19 protein-coding genes and 1 pseudogene are annotated in these 21066 nt (G+C 64.3%); 9 read left to right on the top strand and 11 right to left on the bottom strand.

The features are described 5' to 3' along the window. The 3 genes from OHA42_RS19360 to OHA42_RS19350 all read right to left on the bottom strand — a co-directional run bounded on the left by OHA42_RS19360 (window position 1) and on the right by OHA42_RS19350 (window position 3908). Window positions 1–1626, bottom strand: coding sequence for a fatty acyl-AMP ligase (locus tag OHA42_RS19360; RefSeq protein WP_406229297.1), 1626 nt, complete (start codon window positions 1624–1626; stop codon window positions 1–3). Between the two features lie 416 nt (window positions 1627–2042). Next, the gene (locus tag OHA42_RS19355; RefSeq protein ID WP_406229296.1) at window positions 2043–2744 is read right to left on the bottom strand and encodes a hypothetical protein; all 702 of its coding nucleotides are present in this window, start codon (window positions 2742–2744) and stop codon (window positions 2043–2045) included. A 240-nt stretch (window positions 2745–2984) separates the two neighbouring features. Next, window positions 2985–3908, bottom strand: coding sequence for a DMT family transporter (locus OHA42_RS19350; RefSeq protein ID WP_406229295.1), 924 nt, complete (start codon window positions 3906–3908; stop codon window positions 2985–2987). A 286-nt stretch (window positions 3909–4194) separates the two neighbouring features. Between OHA42_RS19350 and OHA42_RS19345 the strand changes: the two genes are divergently transcribed. Then, complete coding sequence (locus tag OHA42_RS19345; RefSeq protein ID WP_406229294.1) at window positions 4195–4350, top strand: hypothetical protein; 156 nt, start codon at window positions 4195–4197, stop codon at window positions 4348–4350. A gap of 43 nt (window positions 4351–4393) precedes the next feature. Here OHA42_RS19345 and OHA42_RS19340 read toward each other — a convergent pair whose 3' ends face one another. Further along, window positions 4394–5035, bottom strand: a complete 642-nt coding sequence (locus OHA42_RS19340) for a DedA family protein (RefSeq protein WP_406229292.1) — start codon at window positions 5033–5035, stop codon at window positions 4394–4396. Between the two features lie 88 nt (window positions 5036–5123). Here OHA42_RS19340 and OHA42_RS19335 point away from each other — a divergent pair, with 88 nt between their 5' ends. Next, window positions 5124–5972, top strand: a complete 849-nt coding sequence (locus tag OHA42_RS19335) for an enoyl-CoA hydratase/isomerase family protein (RefSeq protein WP_406229291.1) — start codon at window positions 5124–5126, stop codon at window positions 5970–5972. Next, complete coding sequence (locus OHA42_RS19330; RefSeq protein ID WP_406229290.1) at window positions 5969–6595, top strand: TetR family transcriptional regulator; 627 nt, start codon at window positions 5969–5971, stop codon at window positions 6593–6595. Before OHA42_RS19335 ends, OHA42_RS19330 begins: the two co-directional genes overlap by 4 nt. On the opposite strand, the gene OHA42_RS19325 is transcribed toward OHA42_RS19330, so the two are convergent. Next, window positions 6592–7926, bottom strand: a complete 1335-nt coding sequence (locus tag OHA42_RS19325; protein ID WP_406229289.1) for a lipase family protein — start codon at window positions 7924–7926, stop codon at window positions 6592–6594. The two genes, OHA42_RS19330 and OHA42_RS19325, sit on opposite strands and share 4 nt — an antisense overlap. 794 nt (window positions 7927–8720) lie before the next feature. Here OHA42_RS19325 and OHA42_RS19320 point away from each other — a divergent pair. Then, window positions 8721–9344 carry a sigma-70 family RNA polymerase sigma factor gene (locus tag OHA42_RS19320; RefSeq protein ID WP_406229288.1) on the top strand — a complete coding sequence of 208 codons (624 nt, stop codon included), beginning with the start codon at window positions 8721–8723 and terminating at the stop codon, window positions 9342–9344. Window positions 9345–10583: 1239 nt separating this feature from the next. Here OHA42_RS19320 and OHA42_RS19315 read toward each other — a convergent pair. From OHA42_RS19315 to OHA42_RS19305, 3 genes are all read right to left on the bottom strand, one after another. Continuing rightward, on the bottom strand, window positions 10584–11237 hold the full coding sequence (locus OHA42_RS19315; protein WP_406229287.1) for a vancomycin high temperature exclusion protein: 654 nt from the start codon (window positions 11235–11237) through the stop codon (window positions 10584–10586). 120 nt (window positions 11238–11357) lie between these two features. Next, complete coding sequence (locus tag OHA42_RS19310) at window positions 11358–12311, bottom strand: C-terminal binding protein (RefSeq protein WP_406229286.1); 954 nt, start codon at window positions 12309–12311, stop codon at window positions 11358–11360. Then, window positions 12308–13783, bottom strand: a complete 1476-nt coding sequence (locus OHA42_RS19305; protein WP_406229285.1) for a sodium:solute symporter — start codon at window positions 13781–13783, stop codon at window positions 12308–12310. Before OHA42_RS19305 ends, OHA42_RS19310 begins: the two co-directional genes overlap by 4 nt. A 643-nt stretch (window positions 13784–14426) precedes the next feature. Here OHA42_RS19305 and OHA42_RS19300 point away from each other — a divergent pair. Together OHA42_RS19300 and OHA42_RS19295 are read left to right on the top strand one after the other, a co-directional pair. Continuing rightward, entirely contained in the window at window positions 14427–16271 is a 1845-nt protein-coding gene (locus OHA42_RS19300) for a hypothetical protein (protein ID WP_406229284.1), read from the top strand. A 14-nt stretch (window positions 16272–16285) separates the two neighbouring features. After that, window positions 16286–16456, top strand: coding sequence for a hypothetical protein (locus tag OHA42_RS19295; RefSeq protein ID WP_406229283.1), 171 nt, complete (start codon window positions 16286–16288; stop codon window positions 16454–16456). 5 nt (window positions 16457–16461) lie between these two features. Here OHA42_RS19295 and OHA42_RS19290 read toward each other — a convergent pair. Next, window positions 16462–17396 (bottom strand): annotated as a pseudogene (locus tag OHA42_RS19290) (transposase). A gap of 227 nt (window positions 17397–17623) precedes the next feature. Here OHA42_RS19290 and OHA42_RS19285 point away from each other — a divergent pair. Further along, complete coding sequence (locus tag OHA42_RS19285; RefSeq protein WP_406229282.1) at window positions 17624–18004, top strand: hypothetical protein; 381 nt, start codon at window positions 17624–17626, stop codon at window positions 18002–18004. Next, on the top strand, window positions 18001–19338 hold the full coding sequence (locus OHA42_RS19280) for a hypothetical protein (RefSeq protein WP_406229281.1): 1338 nt from the start codon (window positions 18001–18003) through the stop codon (window positions 19336–19338). Before OHA42_RS19285 ends, OHA42_RS19280 begins: the two co-directional genes overlap by 4 nt. Before the next feature lie 44 nt (window positions 19339–19382). Here OHA42_RS19280 and OHA42_RS19275 read toward each other — a convergent pair whose 3' ends face one another. Next, the gene (locus OHA42_RS19275; RefSeq protein ID WP_328399402.1) at window positions 19383–19688 is read right to left on the bottom strand and encodes a hypothetical protein; all 306 of its coding nucleotides are present in this window, start codon (window positions 19686–19688) and stop codon (window positions 19383–19385) included. 323 nt (window positions 19689–20011) lie between these two features. Here OHA42_RS19275 and OHA42_RS19270 point away from each other — a divergent pair, with 323 nt between their 5' ends. After that, complete coding sequence (locus OHA42_RS19270; RefSeq protein ID WP_406229280.1) at window positions 20012–20308, top strand: hypothetical protein; 297 nt, start codon at window positions 20012–20014, stop codon at window positions 20306–20308. Window positions 20309–20400: 92 nt separating this feature from the next. Here OHA42_RS19270 and OHA42_RS19265 read toward each other — a convergent pair whose 3' ends face one another. Beyond that, window positions 20401–20919, bottom strand: a complete 519-nt coding sequence (locus tag OHA42_RS19265; protein ID WP_406229279.1) for a GNAT family N-acetyltransferase — start codon at window positions 20917–20919, stop codon at window positions 20401–20403. Window positions 20920–21066: the final 147 nt, after the last annotated feature.

Here is a 21066-nt window from a genome sequence, read left to right as displayed (position 1 = left end):
TCAGACGGTCAGTGCTCGGCTCAGTGCCGGTTCGAGATCTTCGTGCAGGACGCCTCCGATGCGGTCCTCCAGAAACGCGGCGCGCATCGAGCTGCGCTGGACCTTGCCGCTGGTGGTGTGGTGCACCGAGCGGGTTTCTACGAGAACGACATTCGGTGCAGGGATGTCGAATCCGCGAGCGACCGCGATTTTGATCGCCGCGGTCAACTCGGCGAGCGTGGTGTCGCCCAGCAGTCCCTTCTTGACGCCCTGCATCACCACCAGTCGTTCCCGCCCACCCGCATCGACGGAAACGGCGACACCTGCGGTGAGGGCCGGGTGTAGCTCGCTGACCAGTTCCTCGATGTCCTGGGGATACAGGTTGCGGCCGTTGACGATCAGCAGATCCTTGAGGCGGCCCGCGACGAACAACTCGTCGTCACGCAGCAGACCGAGATCACCGGTGCGCAGGAACGGCCCCTCGCTGCCGATGTGGGCATCGAAGGTCTCGCGGGTCTCCTCCGGACGGTTCCAGTACCCGGCGGCGACGCTCTCACCGCGAATCCAGATCTCGCCGACGTGGCCGCCCGGCACCTGCTGATGCGTATTCGGGTCGACGATGCGGATGTCGAGACCGCGAGCCGCGCTCCCGCAGCCGACGAGCCTGCCGTCATTTCCGTGGTCGATGACGACGGGTGCCGCGTTGATCGCTCCGGCGCTGGCGAGCAGCGTCACCTCGGCCAGGCCGTAGGCAGGCAGGAATGCCGTCGGCCGCCAGCCGACGGGCCCGAACCGCTCGAGCACCGCCGCCATGGTTCGTTCGCGGACTGGCTCGGCGCCGCACAGGGCGACCTCGAGCGTGGACAGATCGAGATCGGCCAACTGCTCGTCGGTAACTCTTCTGGTGATGAGTTCGTAGGCAAAGTTCGGCGCGGCGATAAAGGTTGCGCGGTACTTGTCGATGGCCTGCAGCCAGCGCGCCGGGCGCTTGAGGAAGGTCGTCGGCGACATGAACACCAGGTTCGCTCCGGCATACATCGTGCCGAGCAGCATGCCGATCAGTCCCATGTCATGGAACTGCGGGATCCAGCTGACGCCGGTCGCGGCATCATTGAGCCCCCCGTTCTCGGTGATCGCGGCCTCGTTGTGCATGAGGTTGCCGTGGGTGACGACGACGCCCTTCGGGGTGCCCGTCGACCCCGATGTGTACTGCAGGAACGCGATGGTTCCCGAGTCGATATCGGGCATCCGCCACGCGTCGGGATCGCCGAGCGGTTCGTTGGTTGCCACGACGATCGCGGTCGTTTCCGCTGCGACCATCGACTGGAAGTTGGTGGTCGTCAGGACCAAGCGCGCACCGGAATCCGCGATCACACTCGCCACTCGCTGGGTACTGCGCTCGTCGTGCGGCACGGGCGCGGGCACCGCAACCACGCCGGCGTACAAGCAGCCGAGGAAGGCTCGCAGGAACTCCATTCCGTCGAGATAGAGCAGCACGACGGGCTCCGCCGATTCCGGACGGTCGGCCAGCCAGGCGGCCACAGCCCTGGCGTCGCGATCGAGTTCGCGATAGGTGACGATCTCCTCGGTGAGTTCGCGTCCGGCCTCACGAAGATAGGTGTACGACCGGGTCTCCCCGTATTTCACAACTTGCTGCCTGACGTGGTGAACGTAACTTGGCTGCATTCCGTAGTTCCTTCGTAGTGGAGATCGTCATAGGGGATGACTATTACTATCCGCTCTCCACGCCCCCGGAGATAGGGACCACAGGTATCGCCCAGCTAACCCCGGGGGTGAGCATCAAACCCACCCTGGGTTGGGAGACCGACACAAGATTCCGTGCACCGATACGACGTCCGCGATCGGCAGAGCGCGCTTCGAGCACACCTCCGGTAAATCAGAGATTCCGATCGACGGATGTCGACCCCTCGCTGTCATGCCTTGGGATAATCGGCTGATGAGCCGAGGTCGACGACCTCGAGCGCGGCTGCGCTTCGTATGAGGCGGGGGGCCTGGCTCGACGTCTTGACCAGCCGCGTGCAGCGGCCCTGCGGCTCGTCGACTCAGAGAATGCGGTAGCGGCTCGTCGGCACTACGTCGATGTTCTTGTCCGCGCCGAACTTGGCGACGCTCGTCATCAATCGATCGAATCGGCGGGCCAGCTCCGCGTTGTCACCACCGCTGCCGTAGAACGCGTGTGGGTCGGTGAGGGCCTCGATCGGGAACAGCTCCTCGATCACCGCGGCGACCTCGGGTGCTCCGTCCGTCGCAGCGCCGATCACCCGGTTCTGTACGTAGCCGAATGTCGCTTGGGTCGCGATAGCGATCTCGGTGTGCTGGTTGCGCCAGTAGTCCAGCCACTCGTCGTAGGGCTGATCGGCGGGACGCCGCAGGAAGGCGATGTTCGATAGACCCGCCGCGCGCTCCCCGATCGCAACGGCAGGCAGCTCGATCGGCGACACCGCCTCGACGCGCCACCCGACGACCCGATCGGCGACCGCTGCGAGCACTTCGGCCACGGCCTCGACGCCCTGCTCGTCACGCAACCAGACGCTGACCACCGCCTGCACCGGCGCATCGAACGCCGTGAGTCGCACCATGGCCTGCGCGACCGCGCTGTCGGAAATGTTCACCTGAGCCGTCTCGACTCCCGCGGCCCCGAGACGCTCGGCCAGTTCGGCAGCCAGCAGATCCCCGGCACCCCACAGCGCGAAAACGAGCTTCACCTGCGTCACGCCGTCACCGCTTTCTGGAACACGTTCCATTTGCTCTGCGCAGCGTAGCAGGAGACCCCCGGACGCAGTCCGCGAATAGCCAGCGCTCGAACGAGTGGTTCCGCTCCCGAACCTGGACCTCGAGTGGGAGATACCTGCACTGCTGTGATCCAACTCCGCGCATTCCGCAGGCGTGTTACGACGCCGCCCGCCGAAGCGCTCTTCAACTGCTGGGACTAGATGGACCCGTGCACAGCGGCCGGTGGCCGAGCTCGGCATGCCACGGCGCGACTACGCCGGAGTCGATACCTGTTCCGGCGCGGCATCTTTCGGGCGTCGAGGGCGGGCACGAGTGATCGCCACACCCGACAGGCACAACAGACCGCCGACGACGGCAAGCGGGGCCGGGACTTCGTCGAGCGCGATCCACGCCATCAGCACGACGAGCGCCGGGACCGCGTAGGTCGTCACGCCCATCTTGCCAGCTGTCGTGCGGGCGAGGGCGTAGGCCCACGTCGTGAACGCCAAAGCCGTTGGGAACACACCCAGATACACCAGGCTCAATGTCGAGGACACCGGAGCATCCGCGGCCTCGCGGACCAGCTGACCGGTGAACGGTAGACAGGCGATGGCGCCGATCACGCATCCGCCGGTGGTCACCTGCAGCGCCGACGCATGGGCGAGCGCGGGTTTCTGCGCGACCACCGATATCGCCCAGGTCGCCGCCGCCGTCAGGCACAGGATCACCCCGAGCACCGCGCTGCGGCCGCCACCAGAGTTCGACAGCCCGACCACGATCGCGCCGGCGAACGCGACCGCAATCCCCACCATCAGCCGCGCGGGAAACCCCTCGCCCAGCACCAATCCGCTCAGCACGGCAATCAGCACAGGCCCGATGTTGATCACCATCGCCGCGGTGCCCGCATCGACATACTGCTCACCCCAGTTCAGGGCGACCATATACACCCCGAACCAGAGCACACCGGAGATCAGAATGCCCCGCCACGCAGCTCGGGCAGGCAACCCCTCCCCCGTGACGATCAGGATCGCCACCAAGGCGATGGCTCCGGTCAACAGTCGACCCAGCGCCAGCGCGCCCGGTGAGAAGTCTTCTCCCGCAGCACGAATGAACACGAATGCCGAAGCCCACAACACCACTGTGACGGCGGCCGCGACGACCGCCTTCCGATCGTCGGACCGAACGCCTTGCTCCATTCTCCGAACGTAGAGCACCCCGACAGGAAATCACACCGTTTTCCGATACCGCCCCCGCCGCAGCCTTCAGCCGCTCGACAGCCCCGCGCCAGGCCGTTCGCGTCGAATCGGCAGGTAGCTGCGGCAGTGTACCGTTGAGGGAGCCGGAGGCACTTCGTTCACGGACACAGAAACCGCGACGTCTCCGCGCAGCAGTCGGCCCGCCCACGGCCGAGGCAGGAGCGTCTGGACATGACGCTGCACCGCTTTCGGCTGGCGTGCGACGCAGGCCACATCCGGGTGTGTGATGCGCCGAACGAGTGAAAAGGACTACCTGGAGCTCATGCGCGACCTCGCGGCGCTGCGCAGATCACGCGCCGACGGCATCCTTCACCAGGAACTCGAGCGCAACATCAGCGAACACGAAGAGGAAGTCCACAGGCGCGACCACCACGGCAGGTAGCCGCCCGAAGGCATCGGCGCGGGCGCCTCGCCCACGGGCTCCGTCAACGCCTCTGGCCCTGAGTGCATTTCGCGCTGCGGGCGGTCCGGGTGCCCGACGCTTGCAGTCTGCGTCCCACTTCGCCGAGCACGACGATGATCGTCACGAGGACCAGGGCGAAGGAGAAACCGGCGAGCGGTGAATCCTGGAAGGTGTTGCCGCCGAAGTAGCCGAGCAACGCACCCGATATACCCCAGAGCACAGCTCCGATAATGTCGAATGCGGTGAAGGTTCGTGGTGGGACGCCGACCGCGCCCGCGGTGAGCGTCATGATCGACCGCATGCCGGGCAGGAACCGGCCGATCACGATGAAGACCGGTCCGCGCCGCTCCAGCACGCTCATGATCCAGCCAACCGCCCGGTGCCGCTTGGTTCCCACCGGAATCTTGCGCAGCAGCGGCCGTCCCGCGTGCCTGCCGATCCGATAGCTCACGTGGTCGCCGACCGCCGCGCCTGCCGACGCGGCGAGGATGAGTAACCCGATGTTCGGACGACCGGTCGCCGCGAAACCGCCCGAGACGAGCAGCACGACTTCGCTGGGGAATATCGGGAGGACTCCGTCCAGCCCGGCGACGGCGAAAACAACGAGATAGACCAAGGGCGAGCCCATTACGTCGCGCGCCAGATCCAGCAGCTGATCGTTCATGCCAAAATGATACTCGTATCATTTGTTACTAGTATCATTTTGGCAATGGGCGGAGAACGCTCACCCACGGGCACCGAGAGGATCCACCATGACCGAGAACCTGTCGCCGTTCGACGGCCGCGCGGCATACACGCCCTTCGAGGAGTACGCCGAGCGGTACCGCGAGTTCTTCGTGATGACCCGCCGCAACGGCATCATCGAGCTGAGGATGCACACCGACGGCGGACCGTTCCGGCACAGCTGGCGCGGTCACAACGCCTGGCATCGGGTGTGGACCGAGGTTGGCAACGACCCGGAGAACGAGGTCGTCATCATCACCGGAACCGGCGATTGGTGGCATACCGGCGACCCGTCGCAGCTGTGGCACACGCCCTTCCCCGACTGGACCATCGACAGTCAGCTGAAGATGTACGACGACATGGTGCTGCTGTTACAGAACCTCTTGTTCGCCATCGACATACCGACGATCGCCGCCGTCAACGGGCCGGGGACCCATTGCGAATTCGCGACCGCCTGCGATATCACCCTCTGCGTCGAGGACGCCGATTTCTTCGACCCCCACTTCCTCGCCGGTGGCGTCCCCGGCGACGGCATGGCACTGACCTTGCAGCGCACCATCGGGGTCAAACGCGCGTCCTACTACATGTACACAGGTGAGCCGATAAGTGGCCGCACCGCAATGGAATTAGGCTTGGTCAACGAAATCCTCCCCCGGGATCGACTACTGCCGAGGGCGTGGCAGATCGCCGAAATGATCATGGCGCGACCGCGCGGCTCACGCCGGCTGACGCACGCGATCGCCACCCGTCCATGGAAGCGCGCCCTCGTCGAAGACCTGGGGTTCCACGCCGCACACCAACTCTGGGGTATGACAATGGGCGAAGCAGGCGACCTCGATAAACTGCGCACAATGAACAGCCGGTTCGGTACCTCGTGACGTCACCAGATCGCTCGACCTCGGCAACGGGGTCGCACCGCGAACGAAAGAAGGCGCTGGCACAGGCCACGCTGCAACGCGAAGCACTACGGCTGTTCCGCGAACAGGGCTACACCGTAACCACCGTCGACCAGATCGCCGCCGCCGCGGGCGTGTCACGCGTGACCTTCTTCCGCTACTTCCCGACCAAGGCCGACGTGGTGCTGCACGACGTCGCCGACCTCGCGGTGATCGCCGCACTCCCGGACAACCTCGAAGGCATCAATCCCGTTCGGGCACTTCGCGACACAGTGCGCGCACTGACCGACTCGGCAACACCCGCCGACAGGGCCATCAGCGCGGAACGCGAACATCTCCTGCGCACCGTCCCCGAACTCCGCGCCAGGGTGCCCGCACAGATGGCCGCCACGATCCCGCTGCTCGCGGGTGAGCTGGCCGAACGCCTCGGCCGGCCCGCTCCCGACCTACCGACCACCACCCTCGCCGGCGCTATCATCGGCGTCGCAATCGCAGCATGGACTGCAGCGGCCGACGACCTGTCGGAAGGATTCATGCAGCGCCACCGACAATTGCTCGACGACTGCCTCGCGCTGCTGGAGAACGGGATGACGAGCCCGAACTAGCTACCCGGGAGGCCAGGGCTGCCCGGGATCCGGAAGTCCGCCTTGAACCGCGGACCCGGCGGAAGACCACGCAGGACCGCGCTGGTCCACGCCACCGCGGGCGGCCATCCCGCGGCCGCGTTGATGATGTGCTCCGGCAGCGGCATCGTGTAGAACCGCAGATCGGCGCCACGATTCCAGTACTCGTCGACCACCGGCAGCACCACCGACGGCGGTATCAACTCATCCCACATCCCGTGCCACCAGAAGAGGGGACTGTCCGGAATCTGCTGACCGAGACTTTGCTCCGTCAGCACCTGCATGACCTCGGGAATGGATTCCAACGTCTTGCCCGGCTGGTAGTAGTCGCTGATCGGCCGATACATTCCGGTCAGCGCAATGGTGTAGACGCAGCGGCTCTGTACATCCTGCAGAATGCGTTGGCCCTCCTCGGTCAGCAGCTTCTTCGCGTCGAATACCTCAGGGAATTCACGTGATAGGCCCGCGAAACCGAGCCACATGGTGAAGTTGCTGATTCCGGTGAGTCCGGGTTGCTGCATGGTCGCGTAGCGTGCCTGTAACCGCAGATCACCCGGTGTGCCGCCGATAGCGGTACCCAGCAGTCGCACATCGGGAGCGTAGGTTTTGCGCAGCTCGGCCGCCCGGATCGAACCGGAACCGCCGCCGGAGTAGCCGTACAGCGCGATCCCCGAATCGGTAAGCCCCAGCGCCGCATCGTTTTTCATGGCACGAAGACTGTCGAGCACCATCTTGCCTTCGTCGAAGGTATTGAAGGTGTTGAACTTGCCATCGAAATCCGGGACGTTCAGCGCGAAGCCCTGCATCAGCCAATGTTGCGCAAGCAGGCTTTCTTTCATGGTGCCCGTTTGCAGCGTGTACGACGGATTGCACGACGAGTCGGTCGAGTCGATCGCTTCCTGGAACGAAACAACCGGGCGGGGGCTACCGAGCCACGGAATGCCGGGAGTGATCACCGAGGTGGCGGTCGCGATGGGGTTGTCGTGCACATCGTTGCTGCGATAGAGCAGCTGCCTGGTGTCGACGGGGAACGGGATTCCCAGGATCCGAGTCTGCACCGTGCGGGTGCGAATGATCTGACCCGGCGCATATGCTGCCAAATCCGCCGGATCCGCGTACCACGGGTCCTCGTCGGGTACCGGGATCGGGAGCAGGTCGTAGAGCGGCGGTTCCGCAGGCAACTGCGGCAACTGGTTTTGATCCGGCGGAAAGACCGGGAAAGGATCGCCTGCGGCGACCCCGGCGGCCACCGAAAGGCACAGCGCCGTCAATGGCGCCGCGACCCACTTGGATCTATGGGGAACCCCGAACATATAGCCCTCACCTCGATGTGTGATCCAGTCCTCCGATCACCGGACTGGTGACAAGTAGACCCTCGACCGAGCTGTGACGCCATCCGCATTCCGACAGCTTCTGCTGCGACCAGTTGTGCACGTCGCCAACCGACACCGCGGCGCATCACGTGCTGCCAGCGTCTCGGCCGCTGGTTCGCCTGGTGGTGGTCGCTGCCGAAGGACACGGCATGGACCTATCCTGCGCTGACCACGACCCGAGTACGCGGCCACCGCACCGAACCGGTTCCGCAATGCCGATTCCCTGCGAATTCCATTCCAGAACAGGAGTTTCCTCCCATTCCAGAACAGGAGTTGCCGCGACATCAACTAACACGACAACAATTGCAACTAATAATCGACCATTTCGATACCCACTCGTTACAAAAGAAGGATCCTCACTGAAAACAGGTACTGCGCTACATTCGTATTTCGCAAGGTAGAGCTCACTGATGGCAACCGTTTCATACTCGGAGTCGGCAATGCTCACAGTTTGCCCCCAGTCTGGATCAAAAATCCCACGACTGTTTACGCTGAAGCAGTAGAGTACGAATCCTCGGTCGACAAGCCCTTTCGAGCGATCACATGCAGAGCGTGACCGCTCGGGCAATCCGCCGAATTCGGGCGCGTGCTTTTATCGCTCCGCTTTCGGATCGGATTGCGGACAGCCTCGAATGCCCAGCGTCGGCGCGCATTACCAAAGGCTGCGCCAACCCCCAATGCCGACGCGCCACGAACTGGACGATAACCGAGCCGTCCGGAATGAGGAGGCAGCGATGGTCGTTATGACACCGAGCACAGCTGTTCGGGCAGACGCGACACCTCGACCGTCGGACAACGGCCTTCCGATCGATCCGCGACACCGGCTCGGCGAGCTGCTCGCCGAGATCGCCGCCGGTGATCGGGCCGCCTTCACCGAGTTTTATCACGCAACCAGCCAACGGGTCTTCGGGCTCGCGGTACACATCGTGCGCAGCCGCACGATCGCGGAGGACATCACTCAGGAGGTCTATTTACAGGCCTGGACCACCGCCGATCGCTACGACCACACTCGGTCCGCCCCGTTGACCTGGCTGATGATGCTGACTCATCGGCGCGCCGTCGACCTGGTGCGAGCCGAGCAGGCGATCGTAGCCCGGGAGAACAACTACCGCAATACCGAGACCAGGCGTGGTCACGATGTCGTTGCCGAACAGGTCGACGAGCATTTCGACCACCAATCGATTCGAGACAATCTAGCGAGACTGAATGCACGCGAACGCGAATCGATCGCCCTGGCCTACTACGGCGACCGCACCTACCGCGAAGTCGCCGACCTCCTAGGAATCCCGTTACCGACCGTCAAGAGCCGCATCCGCGTCGGACTGAAGCAGTTGGAGGTATGGCTGAGCAACGAATGACGGGAGGTGTTGCGTTACGTCCGACGGCGCGACGAATCCAACTTGACCTTCCCGCCCTCCACCAATGCCCTGAGCGCGGCGGCCTTACGATCGCAGATGTCGACGCCACAATTGCGGTGCCGCTGCATTTCGTCATGCGCCTCCGCGATCGTGAACGGTTGCGATGGAGCCTCGTGAGTCCAGGCTGCAGGCCAAATGTCATACCGCACAACCTTTTTCGTCGGTATTCGATTCACGGCCGCAGTGCGCCTTCGCATTCCGACACCGCCGACCCCCGGCGGATGGTGCAGAGCCCGCAAATGAATCGCACTGATGGCGACCGTAACCACGAGAACCATCAAGACGACCAGCATGAAGAAAATACGTGAGTCGAGCATGGGACATCAACTTCCTGCGCACGTGACGACAGGTTGTTCACACCGCACTGCCGTCGAGGCGATTGATCAGTACTTCACTGTCGACTCCTTCAATTCTCCTCTCGCCGACCACAAGGACTTTCCCACCACAGGGAAGAATCTGTCCGGCGGATGACCACCTCCGCGCAGGCCGCAGCCCAGGGGCGCATCGACATCCCGCGCGGCAGGATCCGGACATTCACCAGCGGCAGGAGCACGATCCCGATCGGCCGACACGAAGGCGATCGACCCGTCAGCTGGTGAATCCGAAGCGACGCCAAGACTCACCGAGGTACTTGCTGCTGCGTGAGTGCAAATAGCCGGAGTTTCCTCGACAATCAGGTTCGGAGTTGAGCGTGACAGTGCCCCTCGCCTGGTTGTCAACCAAACCATTGCCGATAACTATGTTATATGTCTGATATTCGTCCGGACTTTCCATCTGCTCGGAGTATCCGTAGCCATTGCTGAAGGTAAAGATCCCGGTAGCCATGGCCTTCCTCCATTCTTGTTGCGACTGCAGAACAGTCCTACCTGCGTTTTCCGGCCGAAGCGTACGCCCGAATTCTCAGCACGCCACAAATCGTCGACCTCGAGTCAATGGAGCATCTCCACCGCAATCAAGATCATTTACCGAGTCCAGCGCTTTACATTGCACAGCAAATCGAGCGGGACCCAACAGATTTCACTGTGCAGAATTCGCCGAGCCCGTACCGAACACGAGAGCACCCGCACGCCCGAATGGCGCAATAGTGGCTATCCCCAAAGTTGGAAGCCGCTGACCGGGCGTTTCAGTCGAGCACCGAGATCCGGTCGACCGGTCAACTGGGCCCCGCACCCGACCTGATCAACGCAGAATCAAGCCCACTACCGCCTTGGGAGCAGCCAGCCACTCGCGGATATTGTTACGCACCACCGTCATCCGCCTGCACTCGCAGTACGCGGCCACTCCGTCGGCGTCGATCCCTTCGGCACGGCACAAAGCGACGGCCCGTGGCACATGTCGATACTGAGTGACGATGATCGCGCGGTCGATATCGAACAACCGTTCGGCTCGTGCACACGTCTCCCGCGTCGACAGCCCCTCCCCGTCGGAACGCACCAGCGCCGGATCGACTCCGTGGTCGACGAGGTACCTCGTCATCGAAGCAACCTCGTCCCCCGAGGTGCCCGCCGCATCGCCGGACACCAGGATCTCGCGGGCTTTCCCGGCCCGCCACAGCTCGATCGCGACATCGAGCCGCCCACGCAGATACGCCATCGGTGCACCATCGGGCCCCACCTTCGCCCCCGGCACGATCACCACCGGAACCGCTGGCGCCGTCGCAGGCTCGAACCTGTGCCCGGACGACATCATCCACAGCCGAACATTCGCCCCGACCACGACCAATACCAGCCCCGCCACAAGCGCGATGCCCGACTCGAGCACCCTGCACACCCGGCGCCGCCGCACCGCCGCACTGCCGGACTGCCCGCCCCGCGACTCCTGATCATCCACCACGGCAACCTCTTTCAGTCGTCCCGAGATGTATTGCCCACGACATCCGCGCCGCCCGTCGGGATATCCGATCCGCGACGATCGTAGGCGACCGCGTCACCGATCAGATCGACCTGCCGGACCCTAGCGGGAGCCGCGTCGCCCATCGACGAAGGGAGGTTCTGCCAGCACTGCAGCGACGTCGGCTGCTACATGTCGAGCGAGAGCGGCGCTGGCCTCCGGTGAATACCACGCGGCGTGCGGGGTGATCACCAGGTTGGGGAACGTCAGAATCGGGTCGTTCGGCGCCGGTGGCTCCTGCGGGAGCACGTCGATTGCCGCGCCTGCCAAGTGGCCGCTACGCAGTGCGGCGCCGAGCGCAGCGCTGTCGATCAGTTCGCCGCGTGCGACGTTCACCAGATAAGAGCCGGGTGGCATCGCTGCCAGTGCAGCCGCGTCAATGAGGCCGCGGGTCTGGTCCGTGAGTGGAACATGCAGGCTCAGAACGTCGGAGCGCTGCAGCAGTTCCGGCAATTCGACTGCATTCACCCCCGAGGCGGCCAGTTCGCCGCTGTTACTGAGCGAGCGACCGCACGCCAACACCGTCATCCCCAGTGCGCGGGCCCGGGCAGCCAAGGCGGTGCCGACGCGACCCAGTCCGTATATGCCCAACACTGTTCCGGCAATACGGCGTGGAGGTGCCGCCGTGACGTCCCATCTGCCAGTGCGCACCATGGCATCGAGTGCGGCCGTCGAGCGGAGGAGCCCGAGAATACTCGCTAGGGCATGGTCGGCGACCTCTTCAGTGCAATAGCCGGCGGCGCGCGTGACTCGCAGCCCGCGTGCACCGGCAGCCTGCAGCGGTAGATGGTCGTCGCCGGCGGAGGTGGCTGATAGAACCCGCAAGTCCGGCAGTTGGTCCAAATGTTTGTTCGTGAGCACTGTCGTCTCGGGACCGACGAGCAAAGCGATGATGCCCCTTCCTGCGGGGATCTCATCGACCACTTCCACTTCCGCGGTGACGCCGTGGGCAGCCAACGACTGGATCAATATTGGAGCCGAGATGAAATCATCGATGACGACAATCTTTTCGATCATCGGGCGAGTTCGGTTTCCTGCTGTGGCGCAGCGCCGACCTGTCCCCGACTTCGGGCAAGCCATGCCGCCCTTGTGCTCACGGGTGTCGGGGGTGTCAGCAGGCTCACCACCACGAACACCACCGACGCGCTCGACAGTCCGATATAGACAGGCTCGTTCGCGAGTACATCGCCCATCACCGAGAAGGTCGACACCGTGGCGACGGTTCCAGCAGCCATCGCGGCGATCGCACCCAGCCCGGTCGCCCGTGTCCAGACCAACCCGCCGAGGATCGGCACGAGTAGACCGCCGACCAAAATGTCGTAGGCAATGGTCAGAGCGGAAACAATATCGTGGATCAATACCGCGAGTACGACAGCCACCGCGCCGATCGCGATAACATAGCGCCGGCTGCCGTCGAGTTCGGAGTCTCCCGTGGCGGCTTCCCGCTCTTTCCTGCCGCGCCCGGCAATCCGGCTGAACGTCGGCAGAATGTCTCGACGCGCGACAGTCGCAGTCGCGAGCAGCGCGCCCGACGATGTCGACATCATCGCTGCCACCGCTGCGGCAAGCACAATGCCGCTGAGCCCGACCGGCAGACTCTGCTGTGCGATCTCGGCATATACGTCATCCTTTGCCGCGATACCGGGAATCACCGCGGACGCCGCGACGCCGATCGCAGCGCCTGCCACACCGTAGAGCAGACAGTAGATTCCCGCCACGACGCCGCCCCAGCGTGCGACCCCGGGGGATTTCGCGGTGAAAACCCGCTGCCAGATATCCTGCCCTATAAGGATTCCGAGGCAGTACACGACGAAGAATGTGATGATCGTTCCGATACCGATTGTGGTCGGGTGAAATGCAACCGGGCCCAGCCGTTCTCGGATTCCGTGGTAGCCTCCCGCCCGATGCCATGCGAACGGCAGCAGCAGAAAAAAGACGCCGATCGTTTTGATGGCGAACTGCACGATGTCGGTGAGCGTAATAGACCACATGCCACCCATCGCCGAATAGGCGACGACGACGCCGCCACCGACAACGACGGACAGGGTTCGGTCGGCGCCGAATAGAACGGTGAAGATCGTTGCATAGGCAATCGTCGATGTCACCGTGAGCATGAGCGTGTATGCCATCATCACAGTGCCCGACGCAGCCGTCAGGTCTATTCCGTAGCGCAGCTTCAACATTTCCGAAACCGTGTATATCTGCAACTGTTGAATACGAGCGGCGAAGAACAGACCCAGCAGGAGCACGCCTACGCCGATCGACACCACCAGCCACATACCGGAGATGCCGTACCGGTAGCCGAGCCCGACACCGCCGACGGTGGACGCGCCGCCGAGGACCACAGCGCACATCGTGCCGACGTACAGCACACCGCCGAGCCCGCGCCCTGCGACGAGATAGTCACTAGTGCTCCCGGCGCGGCGTTTACCCCACCAACCGAATCCGAGCAGCGCGGCCAGATAAAGCAGAATGATCGAAAGGTTCACGTAGAGAGTCCCTTACACTGTCCCCGCAGATGGAAACGAGAATATTCGGCACACCGAGACAACCCTTGCACCGAGCAACCGGCGGATCACTATCAATAACGACCCGCGTCCTCTGATATCAAGAAACGCCGCGTAGCCTCCCCTGTGATGCGGCATCGAGCATGACGGATGTAGGGAGAGTACTCGGGCCACGCCGACCCACCGACCCGCGCAATTCCCATTCTTGGGGATCTAATTTTTGGTCGAGCCTCGCGACTATTGGTCAGACGACCGGGTAGACATAGGACGCGTCGCGGCCTGGAAGGAAAGGATTCGCAGATTCCGGACTCTGCCGTCGCGGATCTCGATCGCGCACCGAACCGTATCGCTGCCGACCCACGCGTCGGGGCCCACCGGCACGATGGGCAGGTACTCCATCAGCGCCTCCGAGTTCTCCCAGTGCCGATCCTCCATCCGGGAGGTCGCCACAGTTAGTTGCCTCATCAAATGAGTCCACGCGTGTGGCCAGGCGCGCCTATGTCGGCGGGCGATCATGGACGCCGTCTGCCACCGCGAATCCGTGCACGATCTTGCGCATATCTGTCGGATTCGTGGGCACTCGCAAGTTAGGAGAACTGCGAGTTACAGAGAAGAGCGTCGAGCGATGGTGCCAGAGTTCGCGGTACTCGGGCGTGGTTCGGAAGGCGGCGGGGCCGCCCTGGATCAAGTCGCGTTGATGACCGGGGCCGCAATGGTGGTCGCCGTCGCGGCGTTCTGGGTCGCGTACCTCCACCGCACCCGCAGGATCACCTGGTTGAAAACCACGGCCGATAGGCTGGGGCGGCTCGCCAATCGTCCCGGCTGGGTGGCATTGCCGCTTGCGCTGTTCATCGCCACCATCAACACGGCGCTGTTGGGGTTCATCTGGGATGTGAGCCTGCATATCGGCAAGGGCCGCGATCAAGGTCCGCTGGCCAATCCGGCCCACTACTTCATCTTGGTCGGGTTGTTCTTCCTGTTCATCGCGGGTATGTCGGCCGTCGTCCTGCCGCTCGACGAGAAGCCGGGTCCGGCCGCCATCCGAATCACCCGTGACTGGCACGCGCCGGTCGGTGGCGTGCTCATGGCGGGCGCGGGGCTCTACGCCCTGATCGGCTTTCCGCTCGACGACATCTGGCATCGGCTCTTCGGCCAGGATGTCACCCTCTGGGGGCCGACGCATCTGATGCTGATCGGTGGGGCGGGACTGTCGCTGATCGCGGTGCTGCTACTCGAATTCGAAGGCCGCCTCGACCGGCCCGATCCGGAACGCACCGATGGCCCGTTGCGGTGGCTGGTACGGGCCCTCGTCTTCGGCGGACTGCTGATCGGATTATCGGTGTACCAGGTCGAATTCGACTTCGGTGTCGAGCAGTTCCGCCTCGTCTTCCAGCCGATGCTGATCGCCGCGGCGAGCACGATCGCCCTGGTCGCGGCGCGCTACACCCTCGGGCGCGGTAGCGCACTGGTCGTCGTCGCGTTCGCATTCGTGGTGCGCGGGTCCGTTGCGGTGCTGGTCGGACCGGTACTCGGCGCTCCGCACAATGTGTTCCCGCTGTACCTCGGCGTCGCGCTGGTGGTGGAGTCGATGGGGTTGCTGCCGCTGATCCGCAAGCCCGTGTGGTGGGGTGCGCTGACCGGGCTGGTGGCCGCCACCGCCGGTCTCTGGCTCGAATCCTTGTGGGTGCGAAGAATGTTCGTCGATCCCTGGCCCGCCGCCATGTGGCCGGAGCTGCTCGCGATGGCGGTGCCGGTCGGGATCGCGGGCGGCGCACTCGGGGCGATGCTCGGCCTCGTCTTGCGGGGCGAGCCGTTGCCGGGAGCCTCGATGCGGCGCGTCATCGTCATCGGCGCCATGGCGATTGCCGCCCTGGCCACCGCCAACGGTCTGCGGACCGAAGTCCCCGAGAACGCCTCCGCGACAGTGCAATTGCGCGATGCCGAACCGGTGGACGGCGGGCGGACGGTGACCGCGGATGTCACGTTGTCCCCGGCCGATTTGGTGAGTGCGGATCCGGAGTGGGTGCAGATCCTCGCCTGGCAGGGTGGTATCGGCCCGGCGAGCCCCGGTCGCGGACTGGTGGTCGATCGGCTGCAGCAGGTCGGTCCCGGGCACTACGTCAGCACGAAACCGGTTCCGGCCTACGGCAACTGGAAGACGATCCTTCGAGTGCACGACGCCCGCACACTGACCGCACTGCCGATCTACATGCCACACGACCGCGGCATCGATGCGGCCGAGGTTCCTGCGCTGGACCAGTTCACCCGGCCGTTCGTCGCAGAAGTCACCGTGCTGCAACGAGAACGATCTTTCGACCACCCGGCATGGCTGCTCACGACCGCGTCGATGGTCGTGCTGCTGTGCTCGCTCACCCTCATTTGGGCGTTGTCATGGGGCGCGGCTCGCATCAACCTCGCCTACCGCCCTGCCGCACACACCGACTCGTCGACGCCGAGGGCGCTGCGGTGAGGTACGAGCACGGCGTGGAGATTCTCGCCGATCATACTGTCCTGCTGGCCATCCCCGCGTTCGTGCCGGCGCTGGCGCTGGTGGGTGTCATCGTGGTGATCGCGGTGCGCGATCGCCGCTCCGAGGCCCGCAAGGACACCGACGACGACATCGAATCCCGCTCGGAAGAGAAGGAGTTTCAATGATGGTGTCAAGCCGCAGCGCTGATCGGGGCTGGTGCCTCGATGGTGAAGGTGCGGTTGTCGCGGATGAGCGCCCAGATGACGTCGATAAGGCGGCGGGCCAGGGCGATGAGTGCTTGGGTGTGGGCTTTCCCCTCGGCTCGTTTCTTCTGGTAGAAAGCGCGGGAGGGACCATCGGCACGGCGGATACTCGACAGCGCGGCCATGTAGAAGACTTTGCGCATGCCTCGGTGATATCGCTTGGGGCGGTGCAGGTTTCCAGTGATCTTGCCGGAGTCGCGGGGCACCGGTGCCAGCCCGGCGTAAGCGGCCAGCCGCCCCGCGCTGCCGAAGACCGACCGCAGGTCACCGCCGGCGTCGGCCAGCAGTTGCGCGCCCAGAATCGGGCCGAATCCGTCCACACTGGTGATGGCCGCGGCATGAGGATGCTCACCGAATCGCTCGGTGAGCTGTTTGTCGAGGGCTTTGATCTCGCGGTCCAAGTCGAGCAGCTGAGCTGCCAGCCGGGCGATCAGGGGCGCTCGCGGCGCGCGATGAGCACCTTCAGATCGGTCACGATCTGATCGGGGCTGGTGATCGGTGTCAGATCCCCACGCATGCGGGCGGTTTCGGCGATGGTGCGGGCGTCTTTGGCATCGGTCTTTCCTTCACCTGTGAACGCTCCGGCCATCCGGTTGACCAACCGGCCAGGCACATACATCACCGGATCCGCGGTGGCCGACAACAAAGCCAGCAGCAGCCCCGCCGCGCCGGAGGTCATGTCCACTGCCCAGAGGACCTCGACGGCCTTGGCTCGAACCCGGGCGATCAACGCATCGATCGCGGGCTGACCGTTGACCACCTTCTGCGAGAACACGACCTTGCCCGCCCCATCGACCACGCAGACGTGGTGGGCAGCCTTGCCGACATCGATTCCGACCCAAACCTTTTCGCGGACCTTCACCGGGCCCGACCTCCCGTTCGCACAACCCGACCCCGCGGACGACCCTGCCTGCATCTCCATAAACAGCGACTACGCGCACAGATTTCAATCGGCGGCCAAGGCGTCCAGAACGGCAGGGCGGCCACTCCTTCGAAACCACCCAGCGGCAAGAACTGATCAGCCACACCCCGCCGCCCTGGGCATTCAAGGCACCCGGCCCTGAACACCTACAACCTTATGGAGAACTGATGCGCGCCGCCGGACGAATGCTCGCCGCGATCATTGCCGGGTCGGCGATCGTCGCCGCTTGTTCGACGACTCCCGATCCGGACCGAGCGTCACCGACCGTGCCCCCTGACGCAGAGGTCGGCATCGCGGTGCGAATCGCCGGAGGGACGGTCACCCCCACGAACACGCGGACCGAGGCGAGGGTGTTTCAGCTGATCGTCCTTCGCGTCGACAGCGACACCACCGAGGAACTGCATGTGCACTCCGAGCCGGGCTACACCTTTCCCGTCGAACCTCGCGCCGGGCAGGAATTCCGATTCACGGTCATGGTGCCCGGTCGTGTCGACGTGGAACTGCACCATGCCGGTAAGACCGTGACCACGCTGCTGATTCGCCAGTGACACCGCTGGCGCACGGTATCGACGGCGCCGCCGATCTGCCGATTCCATTGTCCTACGCACTGATCGGCGCGGCGTGGACGCTGACGTTCTCGTTCGCGGTGCTGCTGGTGGTGTGGCGGCGGCCCCGGCTGGAGCCGGACTCACCCGGCGTGCTGTTGCCCGCCATCGTCGGGTCCGTGGTCGATTCTCGGGTGGTTCGGGCACTGATCGCGGTGGCGAGCGTTGGTGCCGCGAGCTTGGTCGGACTGATCGTGGTAACGGGTTCGCCTTCGCCGCACCGCAATCCGGTCCCCGGTGTGGTGTACATCTACCTGTGGGTCGGGGTGATGCTGGCGTCACTGCTGCTCGGGCCGGTCTGGAAGGTGATCTCACCAGTGCGGGCAGTGCACCGGTTCGGCTGTCGGATATCGGGTCGCAGTCCTGAAGACGGCTTCTTCGGGTACCCGTCGTCGTGGGGATGCCGGCCTGCGGTGCTGGGATTGTTCACCTTCGTCTGGCTGGAACTTGCGACACCTGATCCCGGTTCGGTTGCAGCCGTTGGCTGGTGGCTGCTCGGGTATGTGCTGATCACGGGCGCGGGTACTGTTCTTTTCGGCACGGTGTGGGCCGAGCGCGCCGACCCTTTCGAGGTCTACAGCAGTTTGCTGACCCGACTCGGCCCGCTGGGACGCCGCCGTCCGTCGGGCGCTCTGGTCTTGCGCGCACCGCTGAACAACCTGGCCGGGACCCCGGTGCTGCCCGGGTCCGTAGCGCTTGCGGCGACGCTGTTGGGTTCCACTGCCTTCGACAGTCTCTCCGCGCTGCCCGCCTGGCGGAATCTCCGCGACTCGCTCGGCGGCGATTCGGTGGTGGTTGCCACGATGATTCGCACCCTCGGACTGCTCACCGTAATCCTGTTCGTGGGAACAGTTTTCAGCCTGGCGGCCCGCGCGACCGGCGGTCTCGATCGCGTCGAGCGGGCTCGGCTGCCCGGCCTGCTCGCCCACAGCATCACACCGATCATCGCGGGCTACGTGATCGCGCACTACCTGACCTTTCTTGTCGAGAAAGGTCAGAACACGCTGCTGCTCTTCGAAGATCCGTGGCAGCGCGGCTGGAACCTTCTCGGGCTCGCGGGCCACCGCGTGCACTACGTGCTGTCGAACCACCCCTCCGTGCTCGCCACCACCAAGGTGCTCGCCGTCCTCACCGGTCACGTACTCGGCGTCACTGCCGCCCACGACCGCTGCCTGCGCCTGCTACCGCCCGCCCATCGCGCTACCGGCCAGCTCGCCCTCATGCTGACAATGGTCGGATTCACCTTCACCGGGTTGTATCTGCTGTTCGGCGGATGAATCGACCGCGGGACCGGTAGGCGCACTACCGAAACGGTCGTTGTTCAGCCCTCGATGGTCCAGACCTTGGCCGCCGCTTCCCCGGTGAGCTTCGCGAGCAGTACGCATCGCGGAATCGTCTGGCCGGCAAAATGATCGAGCGACGGCACCACCACATGGTGCGCGTCGGCCCGCTTGAGCTCCTGCGTGAGCTCGGCGAACGCGGTGCCGTCACCTGAAGTCGATTCATGGAACGTTGCGGCGAAGCAGAGGCCCGCCTCGCGGGCGAGGGTGCTCATTGCATCCTCTAGCTCTGCACTGCGACCATCGGCCAAATCTTCACGCAAGTACCCATAGATCAACGCCTCCACCCGAACCTCCGTTGGATTGGGATCGGTGTTCTTTTGGTATGGAACACCCCGCCTTCCGTGGCGTACGGTACTCCTGCAAGGACAGATGTACTTGCAAAAGCAATATGGCGACCTTCCCACACCGACATCCAGTATTGCGAACTCCACACTGCGAATGCAGCTGTCAACCCGCGGACACCTGGATGCCCTGGCCCGCCCTCGGCGACGCTACGGCGCTTGGCTATTGGGCCGCACACCACGTGCCGAAACGATTTATCACGATATCGACGAACCTCCGCCGATTCGAGCTGACTCGAGTTCACTTCTGGCTATCCTCATGCGCCATGGACGAGATCGAACTGCAACCGCCGACAGTCGCGTCCCCACGCCACACCGGACTCATCGTGGATGTCGCCGACGTCGGCCTCGGCAACCCAATGGCCCCAACGGGCGAACCGACCCGCCCTTACATTCGCTGCACCGACAGCACCCTGCTACAGCTGCCCGAACAACTGCACGACTGGGCGATCACCGTCATCGCAACCACCCACGCCCACTTGGCCACTCGTCATCCGACGATGTTCCCCCGCCAGATCGAGTTCGGCGTCCTCGACGGCGCCATGTACGCCGAACTGCTATAGACACCCGCCAACCGCGCGCGGCAGGCAGAGCCAGGTGCCGGTGGCAGGATGGGAGCGGTCAGGATCCTTGGAGCCGAGGTGTCCGCTCCCATTCATGGTCCAGCATCGCGTAGACCGCAGTATCGCTCCACTCGTTCTTGAACCACAGGTCTTGCGCATGCAGAGCTTCGCGACGCATTTCCGATCCGATCCAGAACACGGGCAGAGGCATGATTGCGCGCATCCAGCCTTGCGGTAATACGGTGCAGCGACAGCCCTTCGAACCCCAATCGCAAGAGCACGCTCGCCGACTCGGTGGCATAACCGCGTCCTGCCGCATCCGGCGAAAACACGAATCCGATCTCACCGGTGCGGTTCTCGGCATCACGCCAGAACAAGACGACATCGCCGAGCAGCCGACCGGACGCCGCCTCCTCGACGCACAGATTCAGCGCCTGACCGACTTCGGTGAGCTCAGTTCTGGCCCACACCCCCGAGACCCGCTCGGCCACCTCGGCGCGCGACATCGGTTCATACGGCAAATACCGACAGACTTCGGGCCGAGACTTATACGCATGCATGTCGTCGATGTCCGCGACGGTTGCCGGTCGAAGTAGGAGTCGCTCGGTCACTATCGGATAGTCCGGTTGCAGCACGCCGTCCGACCCTAGCGGCCGCCGACCTTCGGCGGTGCCGCCACCGCGATTCACAAGCGGCTTGCGTATACGTCGTGGATCGGTCCGACCCATCTCCGTCACCCCTGAATAAACGATATGTGA

Origin of the sequence: Nocardia sp. NBC_01009 (assembly GCF_045208035.1) — a bacterium.
GTDB lineage: Bacteria > Actinomycetota > Actinomycetes > Mycobacteriales > Mycobacteriaceae > Nocardia.
Note: the sequence above shows the minus strand (reverse complement) of the source record. Positions and strands in the feature narration are given on the sequence as shown.